Below are 20,422 nucleotides of genomic sequence, written 5' to 3'. Positions count from 1 at the left end.
TCGCTAGCCCCGCGCCCGCAGGGCGGCGGCGAGAGCGGCGGCGACGCGCTCCTGCGCGTCCTCCGACAGCGCCGGGTAGAGCGGCAGCGACAGCAACTCCTCGCCGACCCGGTCGGTGACGGGCACGCTGCCGCACTCCTCGGCGCCGAGGATCTCCCGGTAGGCGGTCATCTGGTTCGCCGGGATGAAGTGGACCGACGTCGACACCCCGGCGGCGTCCAGCTCCGCGATGATCGCGTCGCGGTCGGGGACGCGCACCTGGTAGAGGTGCCAGGCGTGCTGGACGCCGTCCAGGCCGCGCTGCGGCAGCACCAGGCCGGGCAGCCCGGCGAGCAGCGCGTCGTAGCGGGCGGCGAGCTCGCCGCGCCGCCGCTGCCACTCGGGCAGGACGGTGAGCTGGGCGCGGCCGATCGCGGCCTGGATGTCGGTCATGTTGGCCTTCAGGCCGACGGTCCGGACGTCGTAGCGCCACGACCCGCCGGGCAGGTAGCGGCGCCAGGAGTCCTTGCTCATGCCGTGCAGCCGCATCGCGCGGATCCGGTCGGCGAAGTCCTGGTCGCTGGTGGCGACGGCGCCGCCCTCGCCGATCGGCATGTTCTTGGTGGCGTAGAAGCTGAAGCAGGCCGCGAACGAGTCGGCGCCGACGTGCCGCCCGTCCCGCCCGGCGCCCGGCCCGTGCGCGGCGTCCTCGACGACGCGCGTGCGGTCGAGGCCGGCGGCCGCGGCGAGCGCGGGGACGTCCACCGGGTAGCCGCCCTGGTTCTGCACGACCATCGCGGCGGGCCGCACCCGCGCCGCCGCCGCGGCGACCGTCTCGGGGCCCGGCACGAGCGTGTCCTCGTCGATGTCGACGAGGACGGGACGGTGCCCGGCGTGCAGGATCGCGTTGATCGCCCCGCAGAACGTCAGGCTCGGCGTCAGCACCGGCGAGCCCGGCGGCAGGTCCAGCGCGCGCAGGCAGAGCTCCAGCGCGGTCGTGCAGGAGGCGACCGCGACGACGTGCGCGGCGCCCAGGTGGTCGGCGAAGTCCTGCTCGAAGCCGGCGGTCTGCGGGCCGGTGGTGACCCAGCCGGAGTCCAGCACCTTCACCACGGCGTCGGACGCCTCGCCCGCGAAGGTGGTCACGTTGAACGGAACGGTGCTCATTGCGTCGGTTACCCCTTGATCTTGCGGGAGGTGGCGATGACCCCGAGCAGCGGCCACCCGGAGGCGGCCACCAGGTCGCGGACGGAGTCGAGCCCGGCGACCGTGGTGACCGGGCCGGCCACCGCGACCAGCCCGACCCGCTCGCCCGCGCCGAGGTCGAGGTCCTCGAAGGCGTGCACGTGGCAGACCGCGCGCTGCGGCGCGGTCGGGGCGTCGGCGGCGGCGGCGACCGCCCCGGACGTGGCGTTCAGCAGCGAGGTGCGCGCCCCGGCCCGCACCACCGACGTGCCGTGACCCTTGCCGGGCGACGGCTTGCCGCTGTTGGAGCCGGCGCTGTTGGAGCCGATCGCGGGGGTGACGACGGTCGGCTCGTCGTTCTCGTCGGTGGCGCCGCCGGTGCGGACGCCACCGTCGCCGTCGCCGTCCGGGCCGGTGCCCTTCACCGGGCGGGCGGAGACGAGCTTGGCGTCGTCGCCGTAGACCGCCGCGGCGACCTTGGAGACGAGGTCGGCGGGCAGCGCCGCGCTGCCCGGCCCGGTGAGGGTGACCTGCGCGACGCCGGCGCGCCGGGCGGCGAGCCGGATGCGGCGGCCGAGCGCGGCGAGCTCGGCGTCCCCCCGGTCGGCCCAGCCGAGCAGCGGCACGCCGAGCTTGCGGGCGACCCGCTGCGGCCCCGGCACCGTCGGCCGGAACATCTCGATCACGACCGCGACGAGGATGCCCGCGACCAGGCCGACGAGGCCCGCGATCGCCGCCATCATCACGACCGGGTTCTGCTTCGGCCGGAGCACCGCGGGCTGCACGACGGTCGCGTTGCCCGCGGCGGTGAGCTGGGTGACGAGCGCGCTCCGGTTGGTGCGCAGGTCGGTGAGCTCGGCCTGCACCCGCTCGCGCTCGTTGCCGGCGGCGATGTCGGGCTGCGGGACGGCGCCGGCCCGCTCCGACAGCGGCCCGAGGCGCCCCTCCAGCGTCCGGATGCGCTTGTCGATGGCGGCGATCTGCGCCTTGGCGGCGCCCTGGTTCGAGTCGTTGATCTCCTTGACGACGGCGGCGGCGACCGCGTCGGCGAGGGTGCGGGCGGCGGGCCCGGCGGCGTCCTTCACGCTGAGCTCGACGACGGTGGAGGTGCCGAGCCCGGTCACCGAGATGTTCTTGGCGAGCTTCACCGGGTCGCGGTCCAGGCGGGTGTCGCGCAGCACCCCGTCGAGCAGGTTGCGGCTGGTGGCGTACGCCTTCACCTGGCTGACGACGATGGCGACGCCGGCGTCCCCGGCGACCGCGTCGGCGGCGTTCGAGGACGCCTGGACGCGGGTCTGCGCGACCTCGGGGGGCGTCCGGCCGTGCATGACCCAGCCGACGGCCAGCACCGGGAGCACCAGTGCGGCCAGCAGCAGGGCCCAGTAGGTGCGGACCACCCTGGCCGCGACCTCGTCGATCTCCACGGTCATCCCTCCCGGCGTCGTTGCGCCGAGCGTAGGAAGGCGCCGTGGAGATCGAATCGCCCAAGGGGACCATGGTCCGCTACGTCAATTGCAGGGGCCCGACCGCTACGCGCTCGGGCGCATCCCGGCCCGCATCGCGAGCGTGATGGCCTCCAGCGCCGAGTGCATCCCGAGCTTGGCCAGCAGGTTCTGGGTGTGGGTGCGGACGGTGTTGGCCGACAGCCCGAGCCGCTCGGCGATCTCGGCGCGGTTCAGGCCGTCGACCATGCACTGGAGCACCTCGCGCTCGCGCGGCGTCAGCTCGGCGAGCCGCCGGGCGCCGCCGTTCGGCTCGGGCTCGCCGGCGCGCAGCCGGCGCAGCACCTCGCCGAGCACGGCGGGCGGCAGCCAGCCCCCGGACCGCGCCGCCGAGCGCACCACCTGCGCGACGAGCCCGGCGCCCTCGGTCTTGGACAGCCAGCCGACGGCGCCGCGCCGCACCGCCTGCACCATCGCGTCCAGGTCGTCGCTCGCGGTGAGCACCACCACCCGCACCCGCGGGTGCCGCTCGCGGAGCCGGTCCAGCACGTCCAGGCCGCTCTCGGCGCCGAGCACCAGGTCCAGCAGCACCACGTCGGGGCCCTCGGTCGCGGCGAGCGCGAGCGCGCGCCGGGCGTCCGCGGCGACCGGCAGCGGGACGAGGTCGGGCTCGCGGCCGAGGCGGGCCGCGAGCGCCTCGGCGAACAGGGCGTGGTCGTCCACGATCAGGACGCGGGTCGGCTGCATGCCCCGACGATGGACCGGCCGGAGCCTGAACGGATCCTGCAAACGCTGTACTCGTTAAGGACGGCCGCCGGGCGCGCGGCGGGCGGCACCGAACCCGATCTCCGCCGGCGCCCGGTTCCGGCCCTCCGCGTCCCGCGCGGGGAGAGCCGTGCGCGGACGCGCGGGGGCGCCGCGGGGTTGTCACCGGACCGGACCCGGTCAGCCGCCGATCTCGGCGTTGACCGTCCGCGCACGCCTGCTGATCCTGTGCGTACCGATCCATGGGGTACGACGCGATCAGGGGATGCACCGTGAAAGTGCTGATCACAGGGGGAGCCGGGTTCATCGGCAGCACGATCGCCTCGGCGTTCGCCGAACGGGGCGTGACGCCGGTGGTGCTGGACAACCTCGTCACCGGCCGGCCCGAGTTCGCCGCCGGGAAGATCTTCTACCAGGGCGACGTCGGGGACGGCGCGCTCATCGACCGGGTCTTCCGCGAGCACCCGGACATCACCGTCGCCGTGCACTGCGCGGCGCTCATCGTAGTGCCGGACTCGGTGGCCGACCCCTACCGCTACTACCAGGTCAACCTGGCGAAGACGCTGGAGCTCGCCGCCGCGCTGGTGCGCAACGGCTGCGACCGGATGATCTTCGCGTCGACCGCCGGCATGTACCGGCCCGGGGCCGACCTGTCGGTCACCGAGACCTCCGAGCTGGAGCCGCAGAACCCCTACACCCGGTCCAAGGCGATGGCCGAGGCGATGCTCGCCGACCTGGCGGCCGCCCACGGCCTCCGCGTCGTGTCGCTGCGCTACCTGAACCCGATCGGCGCCGACCCGCGGCTCCGCAGCGGCCTCCAGAACCCCAAGCCGACGCACGCCCTCGGCAAGATGATCGAGTCCTACGAGCTGGGCGTCCCGTTCACCATCACCGGCGTGGACTGGGACACCCGCGACGGCACCGCGATCCGCGACTACATCCACGTCTGGGACATCGCCCGCGCCTTCGCCGAGGCCGCCGACCGGTTCGACGCGATCATCCCGCCGATCGGGGCCGGCGGCCGGGCCGGCGGCTACGAGGTGATCAACCTGGGGACCGGCGACGGCACGACCGTCCGCGAGCTGGTCGAGGCGTTCCGCGAGGTCGTCGGGGAGTCGTTCCAGGCCGTCGAGGCGCCGGCGCGCCCCGGCGACGTCGTCGGCGCCTACGTCGACCCGGCGAAGGCGTGGGAGCTGCTCCGCTGGAAGCCCGAGTACTCCATCGGCGACGCCATCCGCCACTCCCTCCAGTGGGCCGAGCGCCGCCGCGAACTCGGCGCCGCCTGACGGGCGCGGGCGGTCAGTCCCGGGTGGAGCGGAGCGCGGGGCGGCGGGTGAGGACGGCGACGCCGACCAGGGCGAGGGCCGACAGGCCCTGGAGCACGGCGTACCAGGGCGGGCAGAGGCCCGGCACCAGGTCCACGCCGACGATCGCGATCGGCAGGATCGTGGCCAGCGTGCGCAGCCGGTCGAGCGCCCTGTCCGAGCCCCGCGCGGCCCGCACGGTGTACCGGTGGAGCAGGAAGGAGGCGGCGAACAGGATCATCCCGCGGATCCACATGAAGGCGGTCGCCTCGTGGCCGGTGAGCGCCATGGCCGCGACCGTGGCGAGGACGACGGCCCCGATCGCGCCGAACAGCTTCACGTACTTGTCCACGGTGCCGAAGGCGTCGTTCACGGTCCTGCTCCCTCGCGTCGCCGCACGGGAGCCCCTGATCGCCCGGCGGGGTGCCGAGCCTAGGCGGCGCCCCGCCGGTGCTTGTGTGCGATCCGTGCGGTGTGAGCAGGCGTTCCGTGCGAACGCCGGTCCGGCTACGTCTGGGCCCGCGCCCAGGCGTAGTCGGGCTTGCCCACGGGCGTGCGCCTGATCTCGGGGACGACGACGTAGGCGCGCGGGACCTTGTAGCCGGCGAGGCGCGTGCGGGCGTGGGCGGTGAGGGCGTCCGGGGACGGGCCGCCGGGCTGCAGGGCGACGACGGCGGTGACGCGGTGGCCGAGGCGCTCGTCGGGGGTGCCGACGACGACGGCGTCGGCGACGCCGGGGTGGGCGCGCAGGGCGGTCTCGACCTCCTCGGCGAACACCTTCTCGCCGCCGGTGTTGATGACCAGCGACCCGCGCCCGAGCAGCGTCGTCGAGCCGTCGGGTTCGGCGCGCGCGTGGTCGCCCTGGAGCGCCCAGCGGCGGCCGTCGGGACCGGTGACGAACGTCGCGGCGGTCTTGTCCGGGTCGTTCCAGTAGGCGGACGGGATGTGGCCGGTGCGGGCGACGACGCCCTCCTCGCCGGGCGCGACGGGCCGCAGGTCGGGGCCGAGGACGGCGAACTCGGGGCCGAGCCGGAACCGGCCGCCGCCCTCCGACGCGCCCATCGCGCCGGTCTCGGATCCGCCGAGGTTGTCGGAGACGTAGGCGTTCGGGACGGCCGCGAGCAGCCGCGCCTTGACGGCGTCCGACAGCGGCGCGCCGCCCGACCCGAACGCGAACACCGCAAGGCCCGGGATCCCGCCGGGTCCGGCGGCGTCGAGGACGTCGGCGATCGGCGCGGCCATGCCGTTGCCGACGAGCATGAGGATCTGGCTGCGCTCGCGGACGGCGAGGTCCAGCGCGGCGGCGGCGTCGAAGCGGGCGCCGGTCCACAGCACGACGGTGCCGCCGGTCGTCAGCGTGATCCAGGTGATCCACTGGCCGCCGCCGTGCATGAGCGGCGCGTGGACCTGGGTGCGCAGCCCGTCGCGGTCGCGGCAGGCGGCGAGCTCGGCGGGGTCGGCGACCGGCGGGCCGCCGAAGTTCCCGCCGCCCATCGCGGCGACGAAGATGTCCTCGCACCGCCACAGCACGCCCTTCGGCAGGCCCGTCGTGCCGCCGGTGTAGAGCAGGTAGGGGTCGTCGGAGGAGCGCGGCGCGAAGCCGCGCCCGGGGGAGGCGGCGGCGAGGGCGTCCTCGTAGTCGCCGTCGATGGCGAGGACGTGCCGCAGCGCAGGCAGCCGGTCGTGCTCGACGCCGGGCAGCAGGTCCTTCTCGGCGATGAGCGCGACGGACGCCGAGTCGGCGAGCAGGTGCGTGAGCTCGCCCGCGACGTAGCGGTGGTTGACGTTGACGGGCGCGGCCCGCAGCTTGTAGCAGCCGATCATCGACTCGACCCACTCGGCCCGGTTGCGGGCGAGGATCGCGACGTGGTCGCCGGGGCCGATCCCGGCGGCGGCCAGGTGGTGCGCGACGCGGTTGGCGCGCGCGTCCAGCCCGGCGTAGGTGAGGCGGGCGGCCGGACCGCCGTCCGCGACCAGCGCGAGCCGGTCCGGGACGGCGTCGGCGACGACCTCGAACAGGTCGGCGAGGTTGAACGAGGGCATGCGCGGGCTCCTCGGAGCATGCGTTGAGCGCGGCGCGCCGCCGGTTGCAAGGGGGTTGCAGGGAATGACGAACCGGCGGCGCTCCGCGACTCAACGACGGTGGGTCAGCGTAATGGGGAACTCGGTGACGCCGCGCACGAACGCGTTACGCAGTATGCGCGGCCCTTCGGCGTCGGCGCGGCCGGCGTCGCCGACGCGCGCCACGAACTCCTCGAAGAAGATCTGCAACTCCAGCCGGGCGAGCGAGGCGCCGAGGCAGAAGTGCGGCCCGAGGCCGAAGGCGATGTGGTCGCCGGGCGCGCGGGCGACGTCGAACGCGTCCGGCCGGTCGAAGACCGCCTCGTCCCGGTTCGCCGACCCGTACATGAGCAGCACCTGCTCGCCTGCCGGCACGGTCACCCCGCCGATCTCGGCATCGCGGACGGGCACCCGGCACATGTTGAGGATCGGCGTCGTCCAGCGGACGAACTCCTCCACGGCGTCGGTGATGCGGGACGGGTCCTCGCGCAGCAGCGCCCACTGGCCGGGGTTCTGGATCAGCGCGTCGATCGCGGTCGCGATGACGGTGCGGGTCGTCTCGGCGCCGCCGACGAGCAGCAGCAGCGCCTCGTGCGCCAGGTGCTGGTCGTCGTACTCGGGCTGGCCCTCGCCGGCGTTGGACCAGACCGACAGCAGGTCGCCGGCGGGGCAGCCGCGCCGCTCGGCCGCCATCTCCAGGACGGTCAGCGCGAACTCGCCGCTCGCGATCGTGGCCTCGTCGGTGACGTAGCGCTGCCCGCCGCCCGCGTACACCGCCGTCGCCGACCAGTCGACGAGCTGCGGCCAGGCGTCCTCGGGGAAGCCGAGCAGCCAGCCGATGACGCGCGCGGGCAGCGGCGCGGCGAGCGCCGGGATCGCGTCCACGGTGCCCTGTTCGAGCGCGGTCTCGATGCACTCGACGGTGACGGCGCGGATGCGGTCGGCGTAGCGGGCGACGCCGCGCGGGGTGAACCGCTGGTAGACCATGCGGCGGCGGTGCGCGTGCTCGGGGTCGTCCAGCCCGATCATGGACGGGTCGGCGGGGAGCTGCGGCCGGTACCCGCCGGAGTTCGTCCACAGCTTCGGGTTGCGCTCGATCGCGAACACGTCGGCGTGCCGGGAGACGCCCCACAGCTTGTTGCCGGCGTCGTGGTAGACGGGCGCCTCGGCGCGCAGCCACGCGTAGACCGACCAGGGGTCGGTGGCGTACATCTCGCCGTCCAGCAGGTCGATCTCCATCACTGTCCTCCTCGCACGAGACGGCCGGGGAGCGCGCCGGTGTGCTCGCCGTCCGCGAAGGTCTGCACGCCGGCGACGAACGTCGCCAGGTAGCCGTCGGCCCGCTGGAGCAGGCGGCGGCCCCCGGCGGGCAGGTCGCGGGCGGTCTCGGGGCGGCGCAGCGCGACGCGGTCGAAGTCGATGAGGTTCAGGTCGGCGCGCATGCCGGGCGCGATGGTCCCGCGGTCGGCCAGCCCGTACAGGGCGGCGGTGTCGCGGGTCATCATCCGCACGACGTGCTCCAGCGGCAGCTTCGGGCCGCGGTGCCGGTCGCGCGCCCAGTGCGCGAGCATCGTCGTCGGCAGGGACGCGTCGCAGATGAACCCGCAGTGCGCGCCGCCGTCGCCGAGGCCGAGGACGGCGCGCGGGTGCGTCAGCATCTCGCGCTGGGCGTCCAGGTTCCCGGCGGCGTAGTTGAGCAGCGGCATCAGCAGGACGTTGCGGCCCTCGTCCTCCAGCAGCAGGTCGTAGAGCAGTTCCATCGGGTCGCGGCCGGCCGCGGCGGCGACGGCGGCGACCGAGGTGCGCGGGTCGGGCTCGTAGTCGGGGTTCTCGGCGGCGAGCGGGTAGAGCCGGTCGGGGAACGCGCGGACGGACGCGGCGAGGATGTCCTCCTGGGCGGGCCGCTCGGCGAGGATGCGGGCCTTCACCTGCGGGTCGCGCATGCGGGCGACGCGCTCGGCGAGCGGCAGCAGCGCCATCTCGACGTAGGTGGGGTGGTCGCCGAAGGCGTGCAGGGAGTCCAGGCAGATGAGCATCCCGAACGGGCGGGACGCGACCTGCGGGAACAGCCGCGCGTCCGGCGCCGACGACAGCTCCAGGATCTCGCGCCACAGGTCGGGGACGGCGTCGATCTGCAGCAGCGCGAACGACACCGGCCGGTCGATGGCGGCCGACAGGCGCCGCATCCACGCGACCTCGCGGGCGGGCGCGTTGACGTCCTCGCCGGCGGCCCCGGCGGGCGCCAGCTCGTAGACGCCGCGGCCGAGTTCCTTCAGCGCCTCGCCGATGCCGAACAGCTCGTCCTCGGCGGCGAAGGTCCCCGGCACGTACTCGCCGTCGATGGCCTTGTGGGTGAGGGTGCGGGAGGTCGAGAACCCGAGCGCCCCGGCCGCGACTCCCTCCTTGACGATGGCTTTCATGGCGGCGATGTCGTCGGGCGTCGCGGGCTCGTTGCGGGCGCCGCGCTCGCCCATCACGTACGCGCGGACGGCGCCGTGCGGGACCTGCGCCGCGATGTCGACGGCGTACGCGCGGTCGTCCAGGGCGTCCAGGAACTGCGGGAAGGTCTCCCACTCCCAGCTGATGCCCTCGGTGAGGGCGCTGCCGGGGATGTCCTCGACGCCCTCCATCAGGCCGATCAGCCACTCGTGCCGGTCGCGGGCGGCGGGCGCGAAACCGACGCCGCAGTTGCCCATGACGACCGACGTGACGCCGTGCCAGGACGACGGCGCGAGCACCGGATCCCACGTCGCCTGCCCGTCGTAGTGGGTGTGGATGTCGACGAAGCCGGGCGTGAGCAGCGCGCCGCCCGCGTCGATCGTGCGGCGGCCGGCGCCGGCGTCGCGGCCGACGGCGGTGATGCGGCCGCCGCTGACGGCGACGTCGGCGGTGCGGGCGGGGGCGCCGGTGCCGTCGACGACGCGGGCGTTCTTGATGACCAGATCGGGGGGGATGGCGATCACTCCTTCGAGGGGATGCCGCGCAGCGCGTCCGCGCCGAACAGGGGCTCGAACACGGTCCGGTAGTCGGGGCCGCGCCGCAGGTGGTGGCCGCCGTCCACGTTGAGGACCTGGCCGGTGACCCACGACGACTCCGGCCCGGCGAGGAACCGGGCCGCCTCGGCGATGTCGGCCGGCTCGCCGGGGCGGGCGAGCGGCATGCAGGCCAGGTAGTCGTCCAGGACGGGACCCTCGTCGGCGATGCCGGCGACGAGGTCGGTCAGCACGATCCCGGGCCGGATGCCGTTGACGCGGATGCCGACGCCGCCGAGCTCGTCCGCGCCGAGCCTCACCAGGTGGTCGACGGCGGCCTTGGACACGCCGTAGGCGCCGAACCAGCGGTGGGTGGTGGACGAGGCGATCGAGGAGATCGCGACGAACGCGCCGCCTCCCGTGCCCGCCATCGTGCGGGCCGCGTGCTTGAGGACGAGCATCGTGCCGGTCGCGTTCAGCTCCAGCGTGGCCCGCCAGGCGTCGGCGTCCAGCTCCTGCACCGGCCCGACCGACGTCGTCCCGCCCGCGCTGTGCACGACCGCGCGGAGCGGGCCCTCGGCGGCGGCGTGCGCGACGGCCGCGCGGACCTGCTCCTCGTCGGTGACGTCGGCGGCGATGTACCGCAGGCCGGTGCCCTTCAGCCGCTCCGCCGAGCGGCCGCAGATCGTGACGGCGGCGCCGTCGGCGGCGAGGCGGCGCGCGCAGGCCAGGCCGATGCCGCTGCCGCCGCCGGTGACCAGCGCGGCGGTCCCGTCGAGTGCTCCCATGTCACGGCCTCCAGAGGGGTTCGTCGATCTCGAAGCCGACCGGCTCGCCCCAGGCGTTGCGGTGGCTGACCTCGTGCGCGGGGCGGCGCGGCGCCACGTCCCAGCGCCCGAGCGGGTACCCGAACGTGGCGCAGCACGACTGCACCCAGCCCTCGCCCGGCGGGACGCCGAGGATCGCGTTGCTCTCCTCCGGATGGAAGATCCCGAGGACGACGGTGAGGGAGCTGCCGACGCCCTCGGCGCGCGCGGCGAGCTGGGCGTTCCAGACCGCCGGGAAGATCGAGCCGCCCGTCGGGTCGTGCTGGGCGAAGCCGAACAGCAGCAGCGGGACGGACGCGAAGTTGTCGGCGAGCCACTGCGCCGACCTGAAGACCGCGAGGGCGCGGCGGTCGCCGGTCCGCTCGGCCTCGGCGATGGCGTCCTTGTAGATCGTGGCGTAGAGCTGCGCCATCGCGTCCTGGTAGAGGGGCGCGAGGCGGGCCCGGACGTCGGGGGAGTCGACCAGCAGGAACCGCCAGTTCTGCTGGTTGCCGCCGCTCGGCGCGCGGATCGCGGCGTCCAGCATGCGGCGCTGGACGTCCGCGGGCACCGGGTCGGGGCGGACGCGCCGCATGGCGCGGGTGGTGTAGAGAGCCTCGTGCAGGTCCATCCGGGGGGTACGCGACACCGGTCTAGGCTAACGTCGCAACCAAGCAAGCGGTAGGTACAAATCGGGAGGCGGGCACCCCATGCGCGAGCTGACCGGCCGGACGGCCGTCGTGACCGGAGCGGGCAGCGGCATCGGCCGCGCCCTCGCGCTGCGCTTCGCCGCCGAGGGCATGCGCCTCGCCCTCGCCGACATCGAGGCGGACGCGCTCGCGGCCACCGCCGCCCTGCTGCCGGACGCCGAGCTGCTCACCCGCGCCGTCGACGTCGGCGACGAGGACGCCGTGCACGCCTTCGCCGACGCCGCCTTCGACCGGTTCGGCGCCGTCCACGTCCTCTGCAACAACGCCGGCGTCTTCGGCGGCGGCCAGATGTGGACGCGCCCGGCGGCCGACTTCGCGTGGGTGCTGCGGGTGAACCTGTGGGGCGTGCTGCACGGCGCGCACGCGTTCGTCCCCCGCATGCTGGCGCAGGACACCGAGGGGCACGTCGTCAACACCTGCTCGGTGTCGGGGGTGTTCGGGGCGCCGTTCTCCGGGCCCTACACCGTCTCCAAGTTCGCCGCCTACGCCGCCACCGAGGTCCTCGCCCACGAGTTCGCGCTGACCGGAGCGAAGCTGCGGGCGTCGGCGCTCTGCCCCGGCGGCGTCGCCACCCGCATCCACGAGTCCGGCCGCAACCGGCCGGGCGGCCCCGTCGCGCCGTCCGACGACCAGGCGTTCGTGGACGGCCTCATCGCCGACACCGTCGCGGGCGGCATCCCGCCCGCCGACGTCGCCGACGCCGTCGTCGACGCCATCGCCACGGGACGCTTCCTCGTCCTCACCCACCCCGCCTACGCGCCCGGCCTCGCCGAGCGGGGCGCCGCGCTCGCCGCCGGGCGGCTGCCCGGGCTGCCCGACTACGAGTCCCGCGGCGCGGATCTGCGCGACAATGGGCCCAGCTGACGAAGGAGGCCCGTTGAGCGGGGACATCCGCATCACCGTGACGCGCACGCTGAGCAAGGACCAGCAGGCGCGCCGGGAGCGGCTCATCGAGGCGGCCCGGGTGCTCGCCCTGGACGGCGGGTACGCCGCCGTCACCATGCACGACGTCGCCGACCGGGCCGGCGTCGCGCGCGCCACCGTCTACCGCTACTTCGCCACCAAGGACCACCTCCTCACCGAGGTCGCCGCGACCTGGGCGCACCGCGTCACCGCCGACATCGACGCGCTCGCCGTCGGCGACACCGCGACCGAGCGGCTGACCGCGATGCTGGAGCGCATCGTGTTCGTCGCCGCCGAGGAACTCACCCTCACCTCGGCCATCATCCAGGCGGTCACCTCCGACGACTCCAGCGTCGACGACGCCCGCACCGTGCTGTTCCTGTTCGTGCGCGACCGCCTCGCCGCCGCGATCGGCGACCCGCTGCCCGACCGCGACGAGGTCGAGGTCGTCCTCGGCCACGTCCTGCTCGCCGCCCTCGTCAGCCTCGCCTCGCTGCGGCGGCCCGTCGAGGAGGTCGCGTCGATGGTCCGCACGGCCGGGCGGCTCGTCCTCGCGGGAGCCCTCACCACCGCCTGAGTGGACCCCGGCGGCGGGCCGGTTTTGGACCTGTCGCCGTCCGCGCGGACGGCCGTAGCGTCGCGCCCATGACGCACCCCCTGCTCTTCCTGCTCGCCGCACTCACGCTCGTCGCGATCCCGGGGCCGAACCACCTGTACATCACCGCCCGCAGCATCGGCGAGGGACGCCGCGCGGGCCTGGCGTCCGCGCTCGGCATCGAGACCGGCACCCTCGTCCACATCGCGTTCGCCGCCGCCGGCCTGTCGGCTCTCGTCGCCGCGTCCGCGACCGCCTTCGGCGCCGTCCGCTACGCGGGCGCCGCCTACCTGCTCTACCTGGCCTACCGCAGCTTCCGCGGCGGCGGCGGCGAGGAGCCCGACCTCGCGCCGCGGTCCCTGCCGCGCGTCTACCTCGACGGCGTCCTCGTCAACGTGCTGAACCCGAAGGTCATCCTGTTCTTCCTGGCGTTCCTGCCGCAGTTCGTGGACCGCGACGCGGGCGCCGTCCCCCTCCAGATCGCCGCGATGGGCCTGGTCACCGCCCTCATCGGCCTGGCGAGCGACGTCGTCTACGCCCTCGCCGCCGACTCCCTGGGCGGATGGCTGCGCGCCCGCCCGTCCTTCCGCCGCCGCCAGGGCTACGCGGCGGCCCTCGTGTACCTTGCCCTCGGCGCCCTCACCCTCCTGGCGACCCCCTCAGCACGCCACACCTGACCAGCCGCTTCACCGATGGTTCTCACATCGTCGGGCACAGATATTGACATGACTGTTGCTGGCCGCTTACATGACTGTTGCTGATCTTCTGTTGTCGACATAAGTCGGTCGATGAGGCTTGTCTTCCCAGAAAAAAGAATCGGATCGATTCGCTGCTGAACCCTGACGGACTGGTGCATCTGTCGGGCAGCGGCGGGCGAGGTGGTCCTCCTGCAGGCGATCGTGGCGACTCGCTTGCCCCTGCCGCTCCAGAAGGCGGGGATCGCGGAGCGGTCCCCGCGCCGGCATGGGTTTTCGCTCCGGCCCATCCAGGTGTACAGGACGGTGCGACCGTGCCGATCTATGAGATCCGTGAGTCAGAGGCCGGTGTTCCCGTCCTTCCGGTGTTCTCTACTTTGAACGATCTCATTGTCCAATTGGGCGACGAACAGCCCTGGGTCGAAGTAGAGGTTCAATCCCTCCTGCGGATCGACGGTCGCCCGGAGTTGGTTTTGGACCCTGTCATCGACGGTGCCGCCGATCGCTGGAATGCAGAAATTTCGGCGGTTTTCATCGAGAACTTTAAGAAGCGGAACGGGAGGGGTGTATGAGCGGCGGTTTTGAGGTCGTCTTCAGGGATCTGCTCCGCGCATCGAAGGCATTTCATGTTCGAGGCAAGGATTTCGGCGACATCGCCCCCAAAGATGGACCACCGGTTCCGCATGTCAACGAACCCTTGCTGGCAAAGGTGCTTCCGCAGGTATTGCGGGCCATCGGCGTCATGCACGACGCAGTGGCGTCGAGTATGGAGGGACATTCTCTCAAACTGCAGCACGCTCACGACGTCTATCTGCACACGGAGCGGAAGAACAAGGAACTCGTGGCTCGGCTGGCCAAAACGCTCAGCAATCCGGAAGCGATCGAGTAGGTGAGAACCGATGGCGCCGAAACGCCACGCGAAGCAGCCTTCCCTGCTAGCCGTCAATCATTCCGACCCGCAGTGGTCCATAGGCGTTGATTTCATCGCGCTGTCGAATCTGGCCGGTGTGCTCTACCGTTATGGACCCGCTGCTGAGGCGGTGATCGCTTCGGTGAACGACTCTATAGCGGATATCGCCGAAGATGCGGGCTGGAAAGGAAAAACGGCACAGGCGTTCCGGGACGCCTGGGACGAGGACACGCAGTTCGCCGACAAGCTCGCCGCTTTCGAGGGAGGGGTGGCGGATGTCATCGATGGACTCGCGCTGCATCTGTCCTACCTGCAGAAAGAGCTCAATGACCGCATCGATCAGCTGAACCGTACGGTTGCGCTCAGTAACTTCGGCGGTAACCCGGCCGCCGCGCAGATGGCGCTGCGCGAGGAGCAGGCCAAAGCGAGCAGGCAGGTGGATGCGAAGGTTCAGGAGGCCCAGCGCAAGGCGGCCGGCGAACTCCAGGAGCTGTACATGGGAAAGAAAGGCGGCTGGTCGGCGATCAAGGCACTCGATGACCTGAAGCACAGTAAACTGGTGGCCGCCGATCTCAAGAAGACGCTGTCGAAGGTCGAAGACGATTTGAAGGATAGCGTCCCCGGAGGGGGCGAGAAGTCGCTCTTTGGTAAGATCACAGATAGTGGAATGGTCAAGGGTGCCGGAACTTATGGTGGTATCGGTACTGCGATCGGTGGAATAGTGGGACCAGAGGGGGCCCTGGTCGGTGGCGTCATCGGTGGTGTCGGCGGTGCGGTGTGGGGTGCGTTGAGTTCCTGAAGATCAGCCTGGACGGGGCGCTTTCCGAATATTCGTCGTCGCGGATCCGATGCACTCTCAGAAGGGGCTCAACGGATGGAGATCTTCCCGTGGGTGGGAGGCGTCATCACGTTCTGCTCGGCCGTCGCCCTGCTCGTCCAATGGGGTCGCGATCGCCGCGACGACTGGGGGCACCGCAGCGCGTTGTGGTGGGTGAGCGGGTTTTTTCTCAGTGCCTTCTTCTTCATGGTCGCTGTTGGGAACCTGCGCTGACGAACCCGCCTGCGCTCTCCGCCCGAGCGGTACCCGCGCACTCGCCTGCCCATGTTGGACGGTAGTGCTTCCGCGCTCGGCTGACCCGTCGTGGTGAACCGCACCGGGAACCTTGTCAAGTGGGTGACAACGGGGGCCGCCGATTGCTGCGGTGAACCAGCAGTGTTCTCGATCGACCGGCGGTAACTTCCGGGAACGCCCCGAACGGCAGCCCGCCCGGGGCGGGAGGTGACGCGCGATGTCCACGTCCGCCGGGGAGCGGCCGCCCCTCGAACCGTGGGCCGGGGTGCCCGGGGAGATCTCCGAGGTCTTCCGCCCGCACCTGGACGGCCTCGCCGAGGAGATGATCGAGGAGATCCTCGCCGGGGTGCCCGAGTACGCCCGGCCCGAGGACGAGGAGTACGCGCGGCTCGTCCGGCTCGCCGTGGAGGGCGCCCTCACCCAGTTCGTCGACCTCATCGTCGACCCCGACGCCTCCTGGGACCAGGTCGCCGCCGTCTACCGCGAGATCGGCTGGGCCGAGGCCCGCGAGGGCCGCAGCCTGGACGTCCTGCAGACCTCGCTGCGGCTCGGCGCCCGGGTCGCCTGGCGGCGCCTCGCCGCCGAGTCCGACCGGTACAACATCTCCCGCGCCACCCTCGCCAGCCTCGCCGAGGCCATCTTCGCGTTCCTGGACGAGATCGCCCGCGCCGCGACCGACGGCTACACCAAGGCCCGCGAGCAGGAGGCCGGCGAGCTGGAGCACCGGCGCCGCCGGCTGCTGGACCTGATGCTCGCCGAGCCGCCCGCCGCCGCGCAGGCCGTCGCCGACCTCGCCCGCCTCGCCCAGTGGCGGGTGCCGCGCTCGCTCGCCGTCGTGGTCCTCGCCGAGCGCGGCCCCGAGCGGTTCGCGCACCCGGTGCTGCCGCCCGACGTCCTCGCCGACGTCAACCGCCGCGAGCCCTGCCTCGTCGTGCCCGACCCCGACGGGCCCGGCCGCGCCCGCGTCCTCGACGGCGCGCTGCGCGAGTGGGTCGCCGCGATGGGCCCGACCGTGCGGACCGAGGACGCCGCCAAGTCGCTGCGCTGGGCGCGCGAGGCGCTGCCGCTCGCGCGCCGCGGCATCCTGCCCGCCGAGGGCCTCATCCGCTGCTCCGAGCACATGCCGACGCTGGTGGTGTTCAAGGACGAGGAGCTGGTGCGGGCCGTCGCGGACCTGCGCCTCGCGCCGCTGAAGGCGATCCGCCCCCGCCACCGCGAGCGCCTCATGCGGACCCTGCTCGCCTGCCTGCAGAGCGGCTTCAACGCCACCGAGGTCGCGAGCCGCCTGCATGTGCACCCGCAGACCGTCCGCTACCGGCTGCACCAGCTGGAGGAGCTGTTCGGCGAGGCCCTCTACGACCCCGAGTCGCGGCTGGAGATGGAGATGGTGCTGACCGTCTGGCTGAGCGAGCCCGAGGGCGCCGCCGACCGCCGCGGCGAGGTCATCGCCCTCGACGGCGCCCGCCCCGCCGCCCCCGCCCCCGACGCCTGACCCCCCGGTCACCCCTCGTTGACTTGTGGCGTGTTGCGCTGCGGGAGCGCTCCCGCAGCGCAACACGCCGCAAGTCAACGAGGAGGCGGGGGTGATTTCGTTCTCCATCAAACGATTGACGGAGGCGGCGGGCGGCGCCTAGCGTGAGGCGATGAGCAGCAGCATCCACGGCGCCGGGCCGCCGGACGGCGGCAGCGGCGCCGCGGCGTCCGGCCGCGAGCGCGTCCTCGACGTCGCCACCCGCCTGTTCGCCGCCCTCGGCTACGACGGCACCTCCACCCGCCTGATCGCCGAGGCCGCCGGCCTCAACGTCGCGACCGTCGCCTACCACGCGGGCGGCAAGCGCGAGCTCTACCTCGCCGTCATGGAGCGCGCCCACCGCCTGGAACAGGAGGCGCTCGCGGGCGCCCTCGCCGCCTTCACCCCCGACGCCGCCGGGGTGCGCGCCCTGGTGGACGGCTACCTGGACTTCTGCGTCGCCCACCCCCAGGTGCCCGCCCTCTGGATGCACCGCTGGCTGTCGGACGCCGCCGACGTCGCCGACCTGGAGGCCCGCTACGCCCGCCCCCTCATCGACACGATCATCGCGGCGATCGGCCCGGCGGTCCCGGCCGGCGTGGACGTCGAGTACGCCGTCATGACGGTCATCTGGGTCACCCACGGCTTCGGCGCGGGCGGCCTGCCCGCCGCCGGGGGAGAGCGCCGCCGCCTGGACGACCCCGCCGAGGTCGCCCGCTTCCGCGCCCACCTGCACCAGCTCGTCGAGCGCATGCTCGGCCTCTGAGCCCGGCCCTGGAGCCACCCATGACGTCCTCCGCCACGCCCGCCGCGCCCGCGGCGGCCCCCGCCGTGACGCGCGGCCGCCTGCTCGGCTACGGCGTCGGGTCGGTCGGCACCGGCGTCTTCTCCGCCGTCCCCGGCCTGCTGCTGCTCTACTACCTGACCGACGTGCTCGGCGCGCCCGCCGCGCTCGCCGGCGCCGTCCTCGTCGTCCCGAAGGCGTGGGACGTGCTGCTCGACCCCGTCGTCGGCGCGGCCAGCGACCGCGAGGCCGTCCGGACGGGCCGCCGGACGCGGCTGCTGCTGGCCGGCGCGCTCGCGCTGCCGGTGCTGTTCGCGGCGATGTTCGCCGCGCCGTCGCCGCTGCTCGCCGGCCTGGCGTTCCTGCTCGCCGCGACCGCGTTCGCCTGCTTCCAGGTGCCGTACGTCGCGCTGCCCGCCGAGATCTCGGCCGAGCCCGCCGAGCGGGCGCGGGCGATGGGCTGGCGCGTCGTCTGCCTCACCGTCGGCATCCTGCTGGCGGGCGGCCTCGCGCCCGTCATCGTCAAGGCGGCGGGGGACGGGCGCGGCGGCTACGCGGTGATGGGCGTCGCGGTCGGCGCCTGCATCCTCGCGGCGATGCTCGCGAGCGCCCTCGCGACCCGCTGGATCCCGTCGCGGCCGGGGCCGCGCCCGCTCGGCCTGGCCGCCGCGCTCCGCACCGCGCGCGGCAACCGGCCGTTCTTCGCGCTGCTCGGGGCCTTCGCGGTGCAGTCGCTCGCGGTCGCGGTGATGCTCGCGGGCGCCCCCTACGTCGCCACCTACCGGCTGGACGCCTACGGCCTCACCTCGGCGATGTTCGTCTGCATGGTCGGGCCGAGCGCGCTCGCCGTTCCGCTCTGGCAGCGCCTCGCCCGCCGGCACGGCGCCGTCCCCTGCTACCTCGCGGCCGTCGTCGCGTTCGCGGTCGCGGCGGCGCTGCTGTACCCGGCGATCGCCGCCGGGACGCCCTACGTCCTCGCGCTCACCGCCGCCGTCGGCGTCTGCTACGCCGCCGTCCAGCTCCTGCCGCTGTCGCTGCTGCCCGAGACGGTGCACGCCGACGCCGCCCGCACCGGCCACGCCCAGTCCGGCGCGTTCACCGGCCTCTGGACGGCCGCCGAGACCGGCGCGCTGGCCCTCGGACCCGGCCTGTTCGCGCTGATCCTCGCCGCCGCCGCGTTCCGCTCCACCGACCTGGACCACCCGGTCCACCAGCCCGGCTCGGCCCTCACCGGCCTCACCGCCGGGTTCACCCTCGTCCCCGCCCTGCTGCTGCTGGCGAGCGTCCCGCTGCTGCTGGCCTACCGAAAGCTGAAGGACACCCACGCACATGCTTCCTGAGAACGGACTTCCCGAACACGGGCGCCCGGTTCCCGACCTGCTCGCCGAGCTCGCCCGTCTCCGCGCGGACGATCTGCCGGTGCGCGGCGGCAAGGTCACCGCCTACGTCTACGACACCGGCCGCGCCGAGATCCACGACGGCGCCGCCCGCGCGTTCGGGGAGATGCTGGAGGTCAACTGCCTCGACCCGACGGCGTTCCCGAGCATCGTCGCGCTGGAGCGGCAGATCGTCACCGCCGTCGCGGCCCGGCTCGGCGGCGGCCCGCACACCCCCGGGATCTTCACCTCCGGCGGCACCGAGTCGATCATGCTGGCGGTCAAGGCGGCCCGCGACACCACCGGCCGCACCGCGATCGTCGCGCCGATCACCGCGCACCCGGCGTTCCACAAGGCCGCCCACTACCTGGGGATGACGGTCGTCCAGGTGCCCGTCGACGCCGGCTTCCGCGCCGACGTGGACGCCGTCGCCGCCGCGATCACCGACGACACGGCGCTGGTCGTGGCGTCCGCCCCGTCCTACCCGCAGGGCGTCCTGGACCCCGTCGCCGACATCGCCGCGCTCGCCGCGGCGCGCGGCGTGCTCTGCCACGTGGACGCCTGCGTCGGCGGCTGGGTGCTGCCGTGGCTGCCGGACGTCCCGCCGTTCGACCTGTCGGTGCCCGGCGTCACCTCGCTCTCCTGCGACCTGCACAAGTACGGCTACGCGCCGAAGGGCGCCTCGGTCGTCCTGTACGGGCGCGAGGACCTGCGGCGCGCCGCCTACTTCGCGTCCGCCGAGTGGCCCGGCTACACCGTGATCAACTCGGGCGTGCAGAGCAGCAAGAGCGCCGGCCCGCTCGGCGCCGCCTGGACGACCCTCATGGCCCTCGGCGACACCGGCTACCGGGCCCTCGCCACCGAGGCCAAGGCCGCCGCGGACGCGCTGGTCGCCGGCGTCGCGGGCATCCCGGGCCTCGCGGTGCTCGGCGCGCCCGCCGCGCCGCTCGTCGCGATCGCCTCCACCGACCCGGCGCTGGACGTGTTCGTCCTCGCCGACAAGGCCCGCGAGCGCGGCTGGTTCTTCCAGCCGCAGCTCGCCTACCAGGGCATCCCCGCCAACCTGCACTTCACCGTGACGAGCGTGTCGTCGGTGCCGGGCATCCTGGAGGCGCTCGCCGCGTCCGCCGAGGACGCGGTCGCCGCCGGGCCGCCCGACGTCCCCGCCGGGCTCGTCGAGAGCCTCGACCTGGACGCCCTCACCGACGCCGACTTCGCCGGGCTGCTCGGCGCCGTCGGCGGCGAGGGCGGCGGGATGGCGACCGTCAACGCCATCCTCGACGGCCTGCCGCCCGCCACCCGCGAGGCGCTGCTGATCCGCTTCCTGTCGGCGCTCTACTCCGGCTAGCGGGC

At 73.7% G+C, this 20,422-nt stretch carries 21 protein-coding genes; 12 read left to right on the top strand and 9 right to left on the bottom strand.

All coding sequences use genetic code 11. The annotated features are described in order from the left end of the window. Positions 1-3 precede the first annotated feature (3 nt). From K1Y72_RS16520 to K1Y72_RS16510, 3 genes are all read right to left on the bottom strand, one after another. Complete coding sequence (locus K1Y72_RS16520; protein ID WP_220167220.1) at positions 4-1,146, bottom strand: DegT/DnrJ/EryC1/StrS family aminotransferase; 1,143 nt, start codon at positions 1,144-1,146, stop codon at positions 4-6. Positions 1,147-1,154: 8 nt separating this feature from the next. Then, on the bottom strand, positions 1,155-2,594 hold the full coding sequence (locus K1Y72_RS16515) for a hypothetical protein (RefSeq protein ID WP_220167219.1): 1,440 nt from the start codon (positions 2,592-2,594) through the stop codon (positions 1,155-1,157). 99 nt (positions 2,595-2,693) lie between these two features. Beyond that, positions 2,694-3,353: a response regulator transcription factor gene (locus K1Y72_RS16510; protein ID WP_220167218.1), complete on the bottom strand. Its 660-nt coding sequence runs from the start codon at positions 3,351-3,353 to the stop codon at positions 2,694-2,696. Positions 3,354-3,643: 290 nt separating this feature from the next. Between K1Y72_RS16510 and galE the strand changes: the two genes are divergently transcribed. Continuing rightward, positions 3,644-4,657, top strand: a complete 1,014-nt coding sequence (galE, locus tag K1Y72_RS16505) for a UDP-glucose 4-epimerase GalE (RefSeq protein WP_220167217.1) — start codon at positions 3,644-3,646, stop codon at positions 4,655-4,657. A 13-nt stretch (positions 4,658-4,670) separates the two neighbouring features. Here galE and K1Y72_RS16500 read toward each other — a convergent pair whose 3' ends face one another. The 6 genes from K1Y72_RS16500 to K1Y72_RS16475 all read right to left on the bottom strand — a co-directional run bounded on the left by K1Y72_RS16500 (position 4,671) and on the right by K1Y72_RS16475 (position 11,163). Beyond that, the gene (locus tag K1Y72_RS16500) at positions 4,671-5,048 is read right to left on the bottom strand and encodes a hypothetical protein (RefSeq protein WP_220167216.1); all 378 of its coding nucleotides are present in this window, start codon (positions 5,046-5,048) and stop codon (positions 4,671-4,673) included. A 134-nt stretch (positions 5,049-5,182) separates the two neighbouring features. Beyond that, positions 5,183-6,718 (bottom strand): AMP-binding protein, encoded by a 1,536-nt coding sequence (locus K1Y72_RS16495; RefSeq protein ID WP_220167215.1) that lies wholly within the window; start codon positions 6,716-6,718, stop codon positions 5,183-5,185. A gap of 90 nt (positions 6,719-6,808) precedes the next feature. Next, positions 6,809-7,975: a cytochrome P450 gene (locus K1Y72_RS16490; RefSeq protein ID WP_220167214.1), complete on the bottom strand. Its 1,167-nt coding sequence runs from the start codon at positions 7,973-7,975 to the stop codon at positions 6,809-6,811. Next, positions 7,975-9,699 (bottom strand): N-acyl-D-amino-acid deacylase family protein, encoded by a 1,725-nt coding sequence (locus tag K1Y72_RS16485; protein WP_220167213.1) that lies wholly within the window; start codon positions 9,697-9,699, stop codon positions 7,975-7,977. Before K1Y72_RS16485 ends, K1Y72_RS16490 begins: the two co-directional genes overlap by 1 nt. Next, a complete protein-coding gene (locus K1Y72_RS16480; RefSeq protein ID WP_220167212.1) occupies positions 9,696-10,496 on the bottom strand; it encodes an SDR family oxidoreductase in 801 nt (266 codons plus the stop codon). The genes K1Y72_RS16485 and K1Y72_RS16480 overlap by 4 nt, the downstream gene beginning before the upstream one ends. 1 nt (position 10,497) lies before the next feature. Beyond that, on the bottom strand, positions 10,498-11,163 hold the full coding sequence (locus K1Y72_RS16475) for a nitroreductase family protein (protein ID WP_220167211.1): 666 nt from the start codon (positions 11,161-11,163) through the stop codon (positions 10,498-10,500). A gap of 61 nt (positions 11,164-11,224) precedes the next feature. Between K1Y72_RS16475 and K1Y72_RS16470 the strand changes: the two genes are divergently transcribed. The 11 genes from K1Y72_RS16470 to K1Y72_RS16420 all read left to right on the top strand — a co-directional run bounded on the left by K1Y72_RS16470 (position 11,225) and on the right by K1Y72_RS16420 (position 20,417). Next, entirely contained in the window at positions 11,225-12,088 is an 864-nt protein-coding gene (locus K1Y72_RS16470; RefSeq protein WP_220167210.1) for an SDR family NAD(P)-dependent oxidoreductase, read from the top strand. 13 nt (positions 12,089-12,101) lie between these two features. Further along, positions 12,102-12,704, top strand: a complete 603-nt coding sequence (locus tag K1Y72_RS16465) for a TetR/AcrR family transcriptional regulator (protein WP_258572510.1) — start codon at positions 12,102-12,104, stop codon at positions 12,702-12,704. Positions 12,705-12,772: 68 nt separating this feature from the next. Then, positions 12,773-13,399, top strand: coding sequence for a LysE family translocator (locus K1Y72_RS16460; protein WP_220167208.1), 627 nt, complete (start codon positions 12,773-12,775; stop codon positions 13,397-13,399). A gap of 332 nt (positions 13,400-13,731) precedes the next feature. Then, on the top strand, positions 13,732-13,989 hold the full coding sequence (locus K1Y72_RS16455) for a hypothetical protein (protein ID WP_220167207.1): 258 nt from the start codon (positions 13,732-13,734) through the stop codon (positions 13,987-13,989). Further along, entirely contained in the window at positions 13,986-14,306 is a 321-nt protein-coding gene (locus tag K1Y72_RS16450; RefSeq protein ID WP_220167206.1) for a DUF6317 family protein, read from the top strand. Before K1Y72_RS16455 ends, K1Y72_RS16450 begins: the two co-directional genes overlap by 4 nt. A 10-nt stretch (positions 14,307-14,316) precedes the next feature. Next, positions 14,317-15,126: a hypothetical protein gene (locus K1Y72_RS16445; RefSeq protein ID WP_220167205.1), complete on the top strand. Its 810-nt coding sequence runs from the start codon at positions 14,317-14,319 to the stop codon at positions 15,124-15,126. Positions 15,127-15,201: 75 nt separating this feature from the next. Then, complete coding sequence (locus tag K1Y72_RS16440) at positions 15,202-15,378, top strand: hypothetical protein (RefSeq protein ID WP_220167204.1); 177 nt, start codon at positions 15,202-15,204, stop codon at positions 15,376-15,378. Between the two features lie 238 nt (positions 15,379-15,616). Then, complete coding sequence (locus tag K1Y72_RS16435) at positions 15,617-16,891, top strand: PucR family transcriptional regulator (protein ID WP_220167203.1); 1,275 nt, start codon at positions 15,617-15,619, stop codon at positions 16,889-16,891. A 151-nt stretch (positions 16,892-17,042) separates the two neighbouring features. Continuing rightward, positions 17,043-17,675 carry a TetR/AcrR family transcriptional regulator gene (locus tag K1Y72_RS16430; RefSeq protein WP_220167202.1) on the top strand — a complete coding sequence of 211 codons (633 nt, stop codon included), beginning with the start codon at positions 17,043-17,045 and terminating at the stop codon, positions 17,673-17,675. A 20-nt stretch (positions 17,676-17,695) separates the two neighbouring features. Then, a complete protein-coding gene (locus K1Y72_RS16425; RefSeq protein ID WP_220167201.1) occupies positions 17,696-19,033 on the top strand; it encodes an MFS transporter in 1,338 nt (445 codons plus the stop codon). Beyond that, entirely contained in the window at positions 19,023-20,417 is a 1,395-nt protein-coding gene (locus K1Y72_RS16420; protein ID WP_220167200.1) for a pyridoxal phosphate-dependent decarboxylase family protein, read from the top strand. Before K1Y72_RS16425 ends, K1Y72_RS16420 begins: the two co-directional genes overlap by 11 nt. Positions 20,418-20,422 lie beyond the last annotated feature (5 nt).

Origin of the sequence: Actinomadura parmotrematis (genome assembly GCF_019458805.1) — a bacterium.
Taxonomy (GTDB): domain Bacteria; phylum Actinomycetota; class Actinomycetes; order Streptosporangiales; family Streptosporangiaceae; genus Spirillospora; species Spirillospora parmotrematis.
Note: the sequence above shows the minus strand (reverse complement) of the source record. Positions and strands in the feature narration are given on the sequence as shown.

Bases quoted from the DNA above. Each gene is read 5' to 3' on its own strand.
- K1Y72_RS16495 (WP_220167215.1), bottom strand. From the start codon at position 6,718: ATGCCCTCGTTCAACCTCGCCGACCTGTTCGAGGTCGTCGCCGACGCC.
- K1Y72_RS16515 (WP_220167219.1), bottom strand. From the start codon at position 2,594: ATGACCGTGGAGATCGACGAGGTCGCGGCCAGGGTGGTCCGCACCTAC.
- K1Y72_RS16435 (WP_220167203.1), top strand. From the start codon at position 15,617: ATGTCCACGTCCGCCGGGGAGCGGCCGCCCCTCGAACCGTGGGCCGGG.
- K1Y72_RS16520 (WP_220167220.1), bottom strand. From the start codon at position 1,146: ATGAGCACCGTTCCGTTCAACGTGACCACCTTCGCGGGCGAGGCGTCC.
- K1Y72_RS16490 (WP_220167214.1), bottom strand. From the start codon at position 7,975: ATGGAGATCGACCTGCTGGACGGCGAGATGTACGCCACCGACCCCTGG.
- K1Y72_RS16460 (WP_220167208.1), top strand. From the start codon at position 12,773: ATGACGCACCCCCTGCTCTTCCTGCTCGCCGCACTCACGCTCGTCGCG.
- K1Y72_RS16450 (WP_220167206.1), top strand. From the start codon at position 13,986: ATGAGCGGCGGTTTTGAGGTCGTCTTCAGGGATCTGCTCCGCGCATCG.
- K1Y72_RS16470 (WP_220167210.1), top strand. From the start codon at position 11,225: ATGCGCGAGCTGACCGGCCGGACGGCCGTCGTGACCGGAGCGGGCAGC.
- K1Y72_RS16480 (WP_220167212.1), bottom strand. From the start codon at position 10,496: ATGGGAGCACTCGACGGGACCGCCGCGCTGGTCACCGGCGGCGGCAGC.
- K1Y72_RS16425 (WP_220167201.1), top strand. From the start codon at position 17,696: ATGACGTCCTCCGCCACGCCCGCCGCGCCCGCGGCGGCCCCCGCCGTG.
- K1Y72_RS16420 (WP_220167200.1), top strand. From the start codon at position 19,023: ATGCTTCCTGAGAACGGACTTCCCGAACACGGGCGCCCGGTTCCCGAC.
- K1Y72_RS16430 (WP_220167202.1), top strand. From the start codon at position 17,043: ATGAGCAGCAGCATCCACGGCGCCGGGCCGCCGGACGGCGGCAGCGGC.
- K1Y72_RS16510 (WP_220167218.1), bottom strand. From the start codon at position 3,353: ATGCAGCCGACCCGCGTCCTGATCGTGGACGACCACGCCCTGTTCGCC.
- K1Y72_RS16445 (WP_220167205.1), top strand. From the start codon at position 14,317: ATGGCGCCGAAACGCCACGCGAAGCAGCCTTCCCTGCTAGCCGTCAAT.
- K1Y72_RS16440 (WP_220167204.1), top strand. From the start codon at position 15,202: ATGGAGATCTTCCCGTGGGTGGGAGGCGTCATCACGTTCTGCTCGGCC.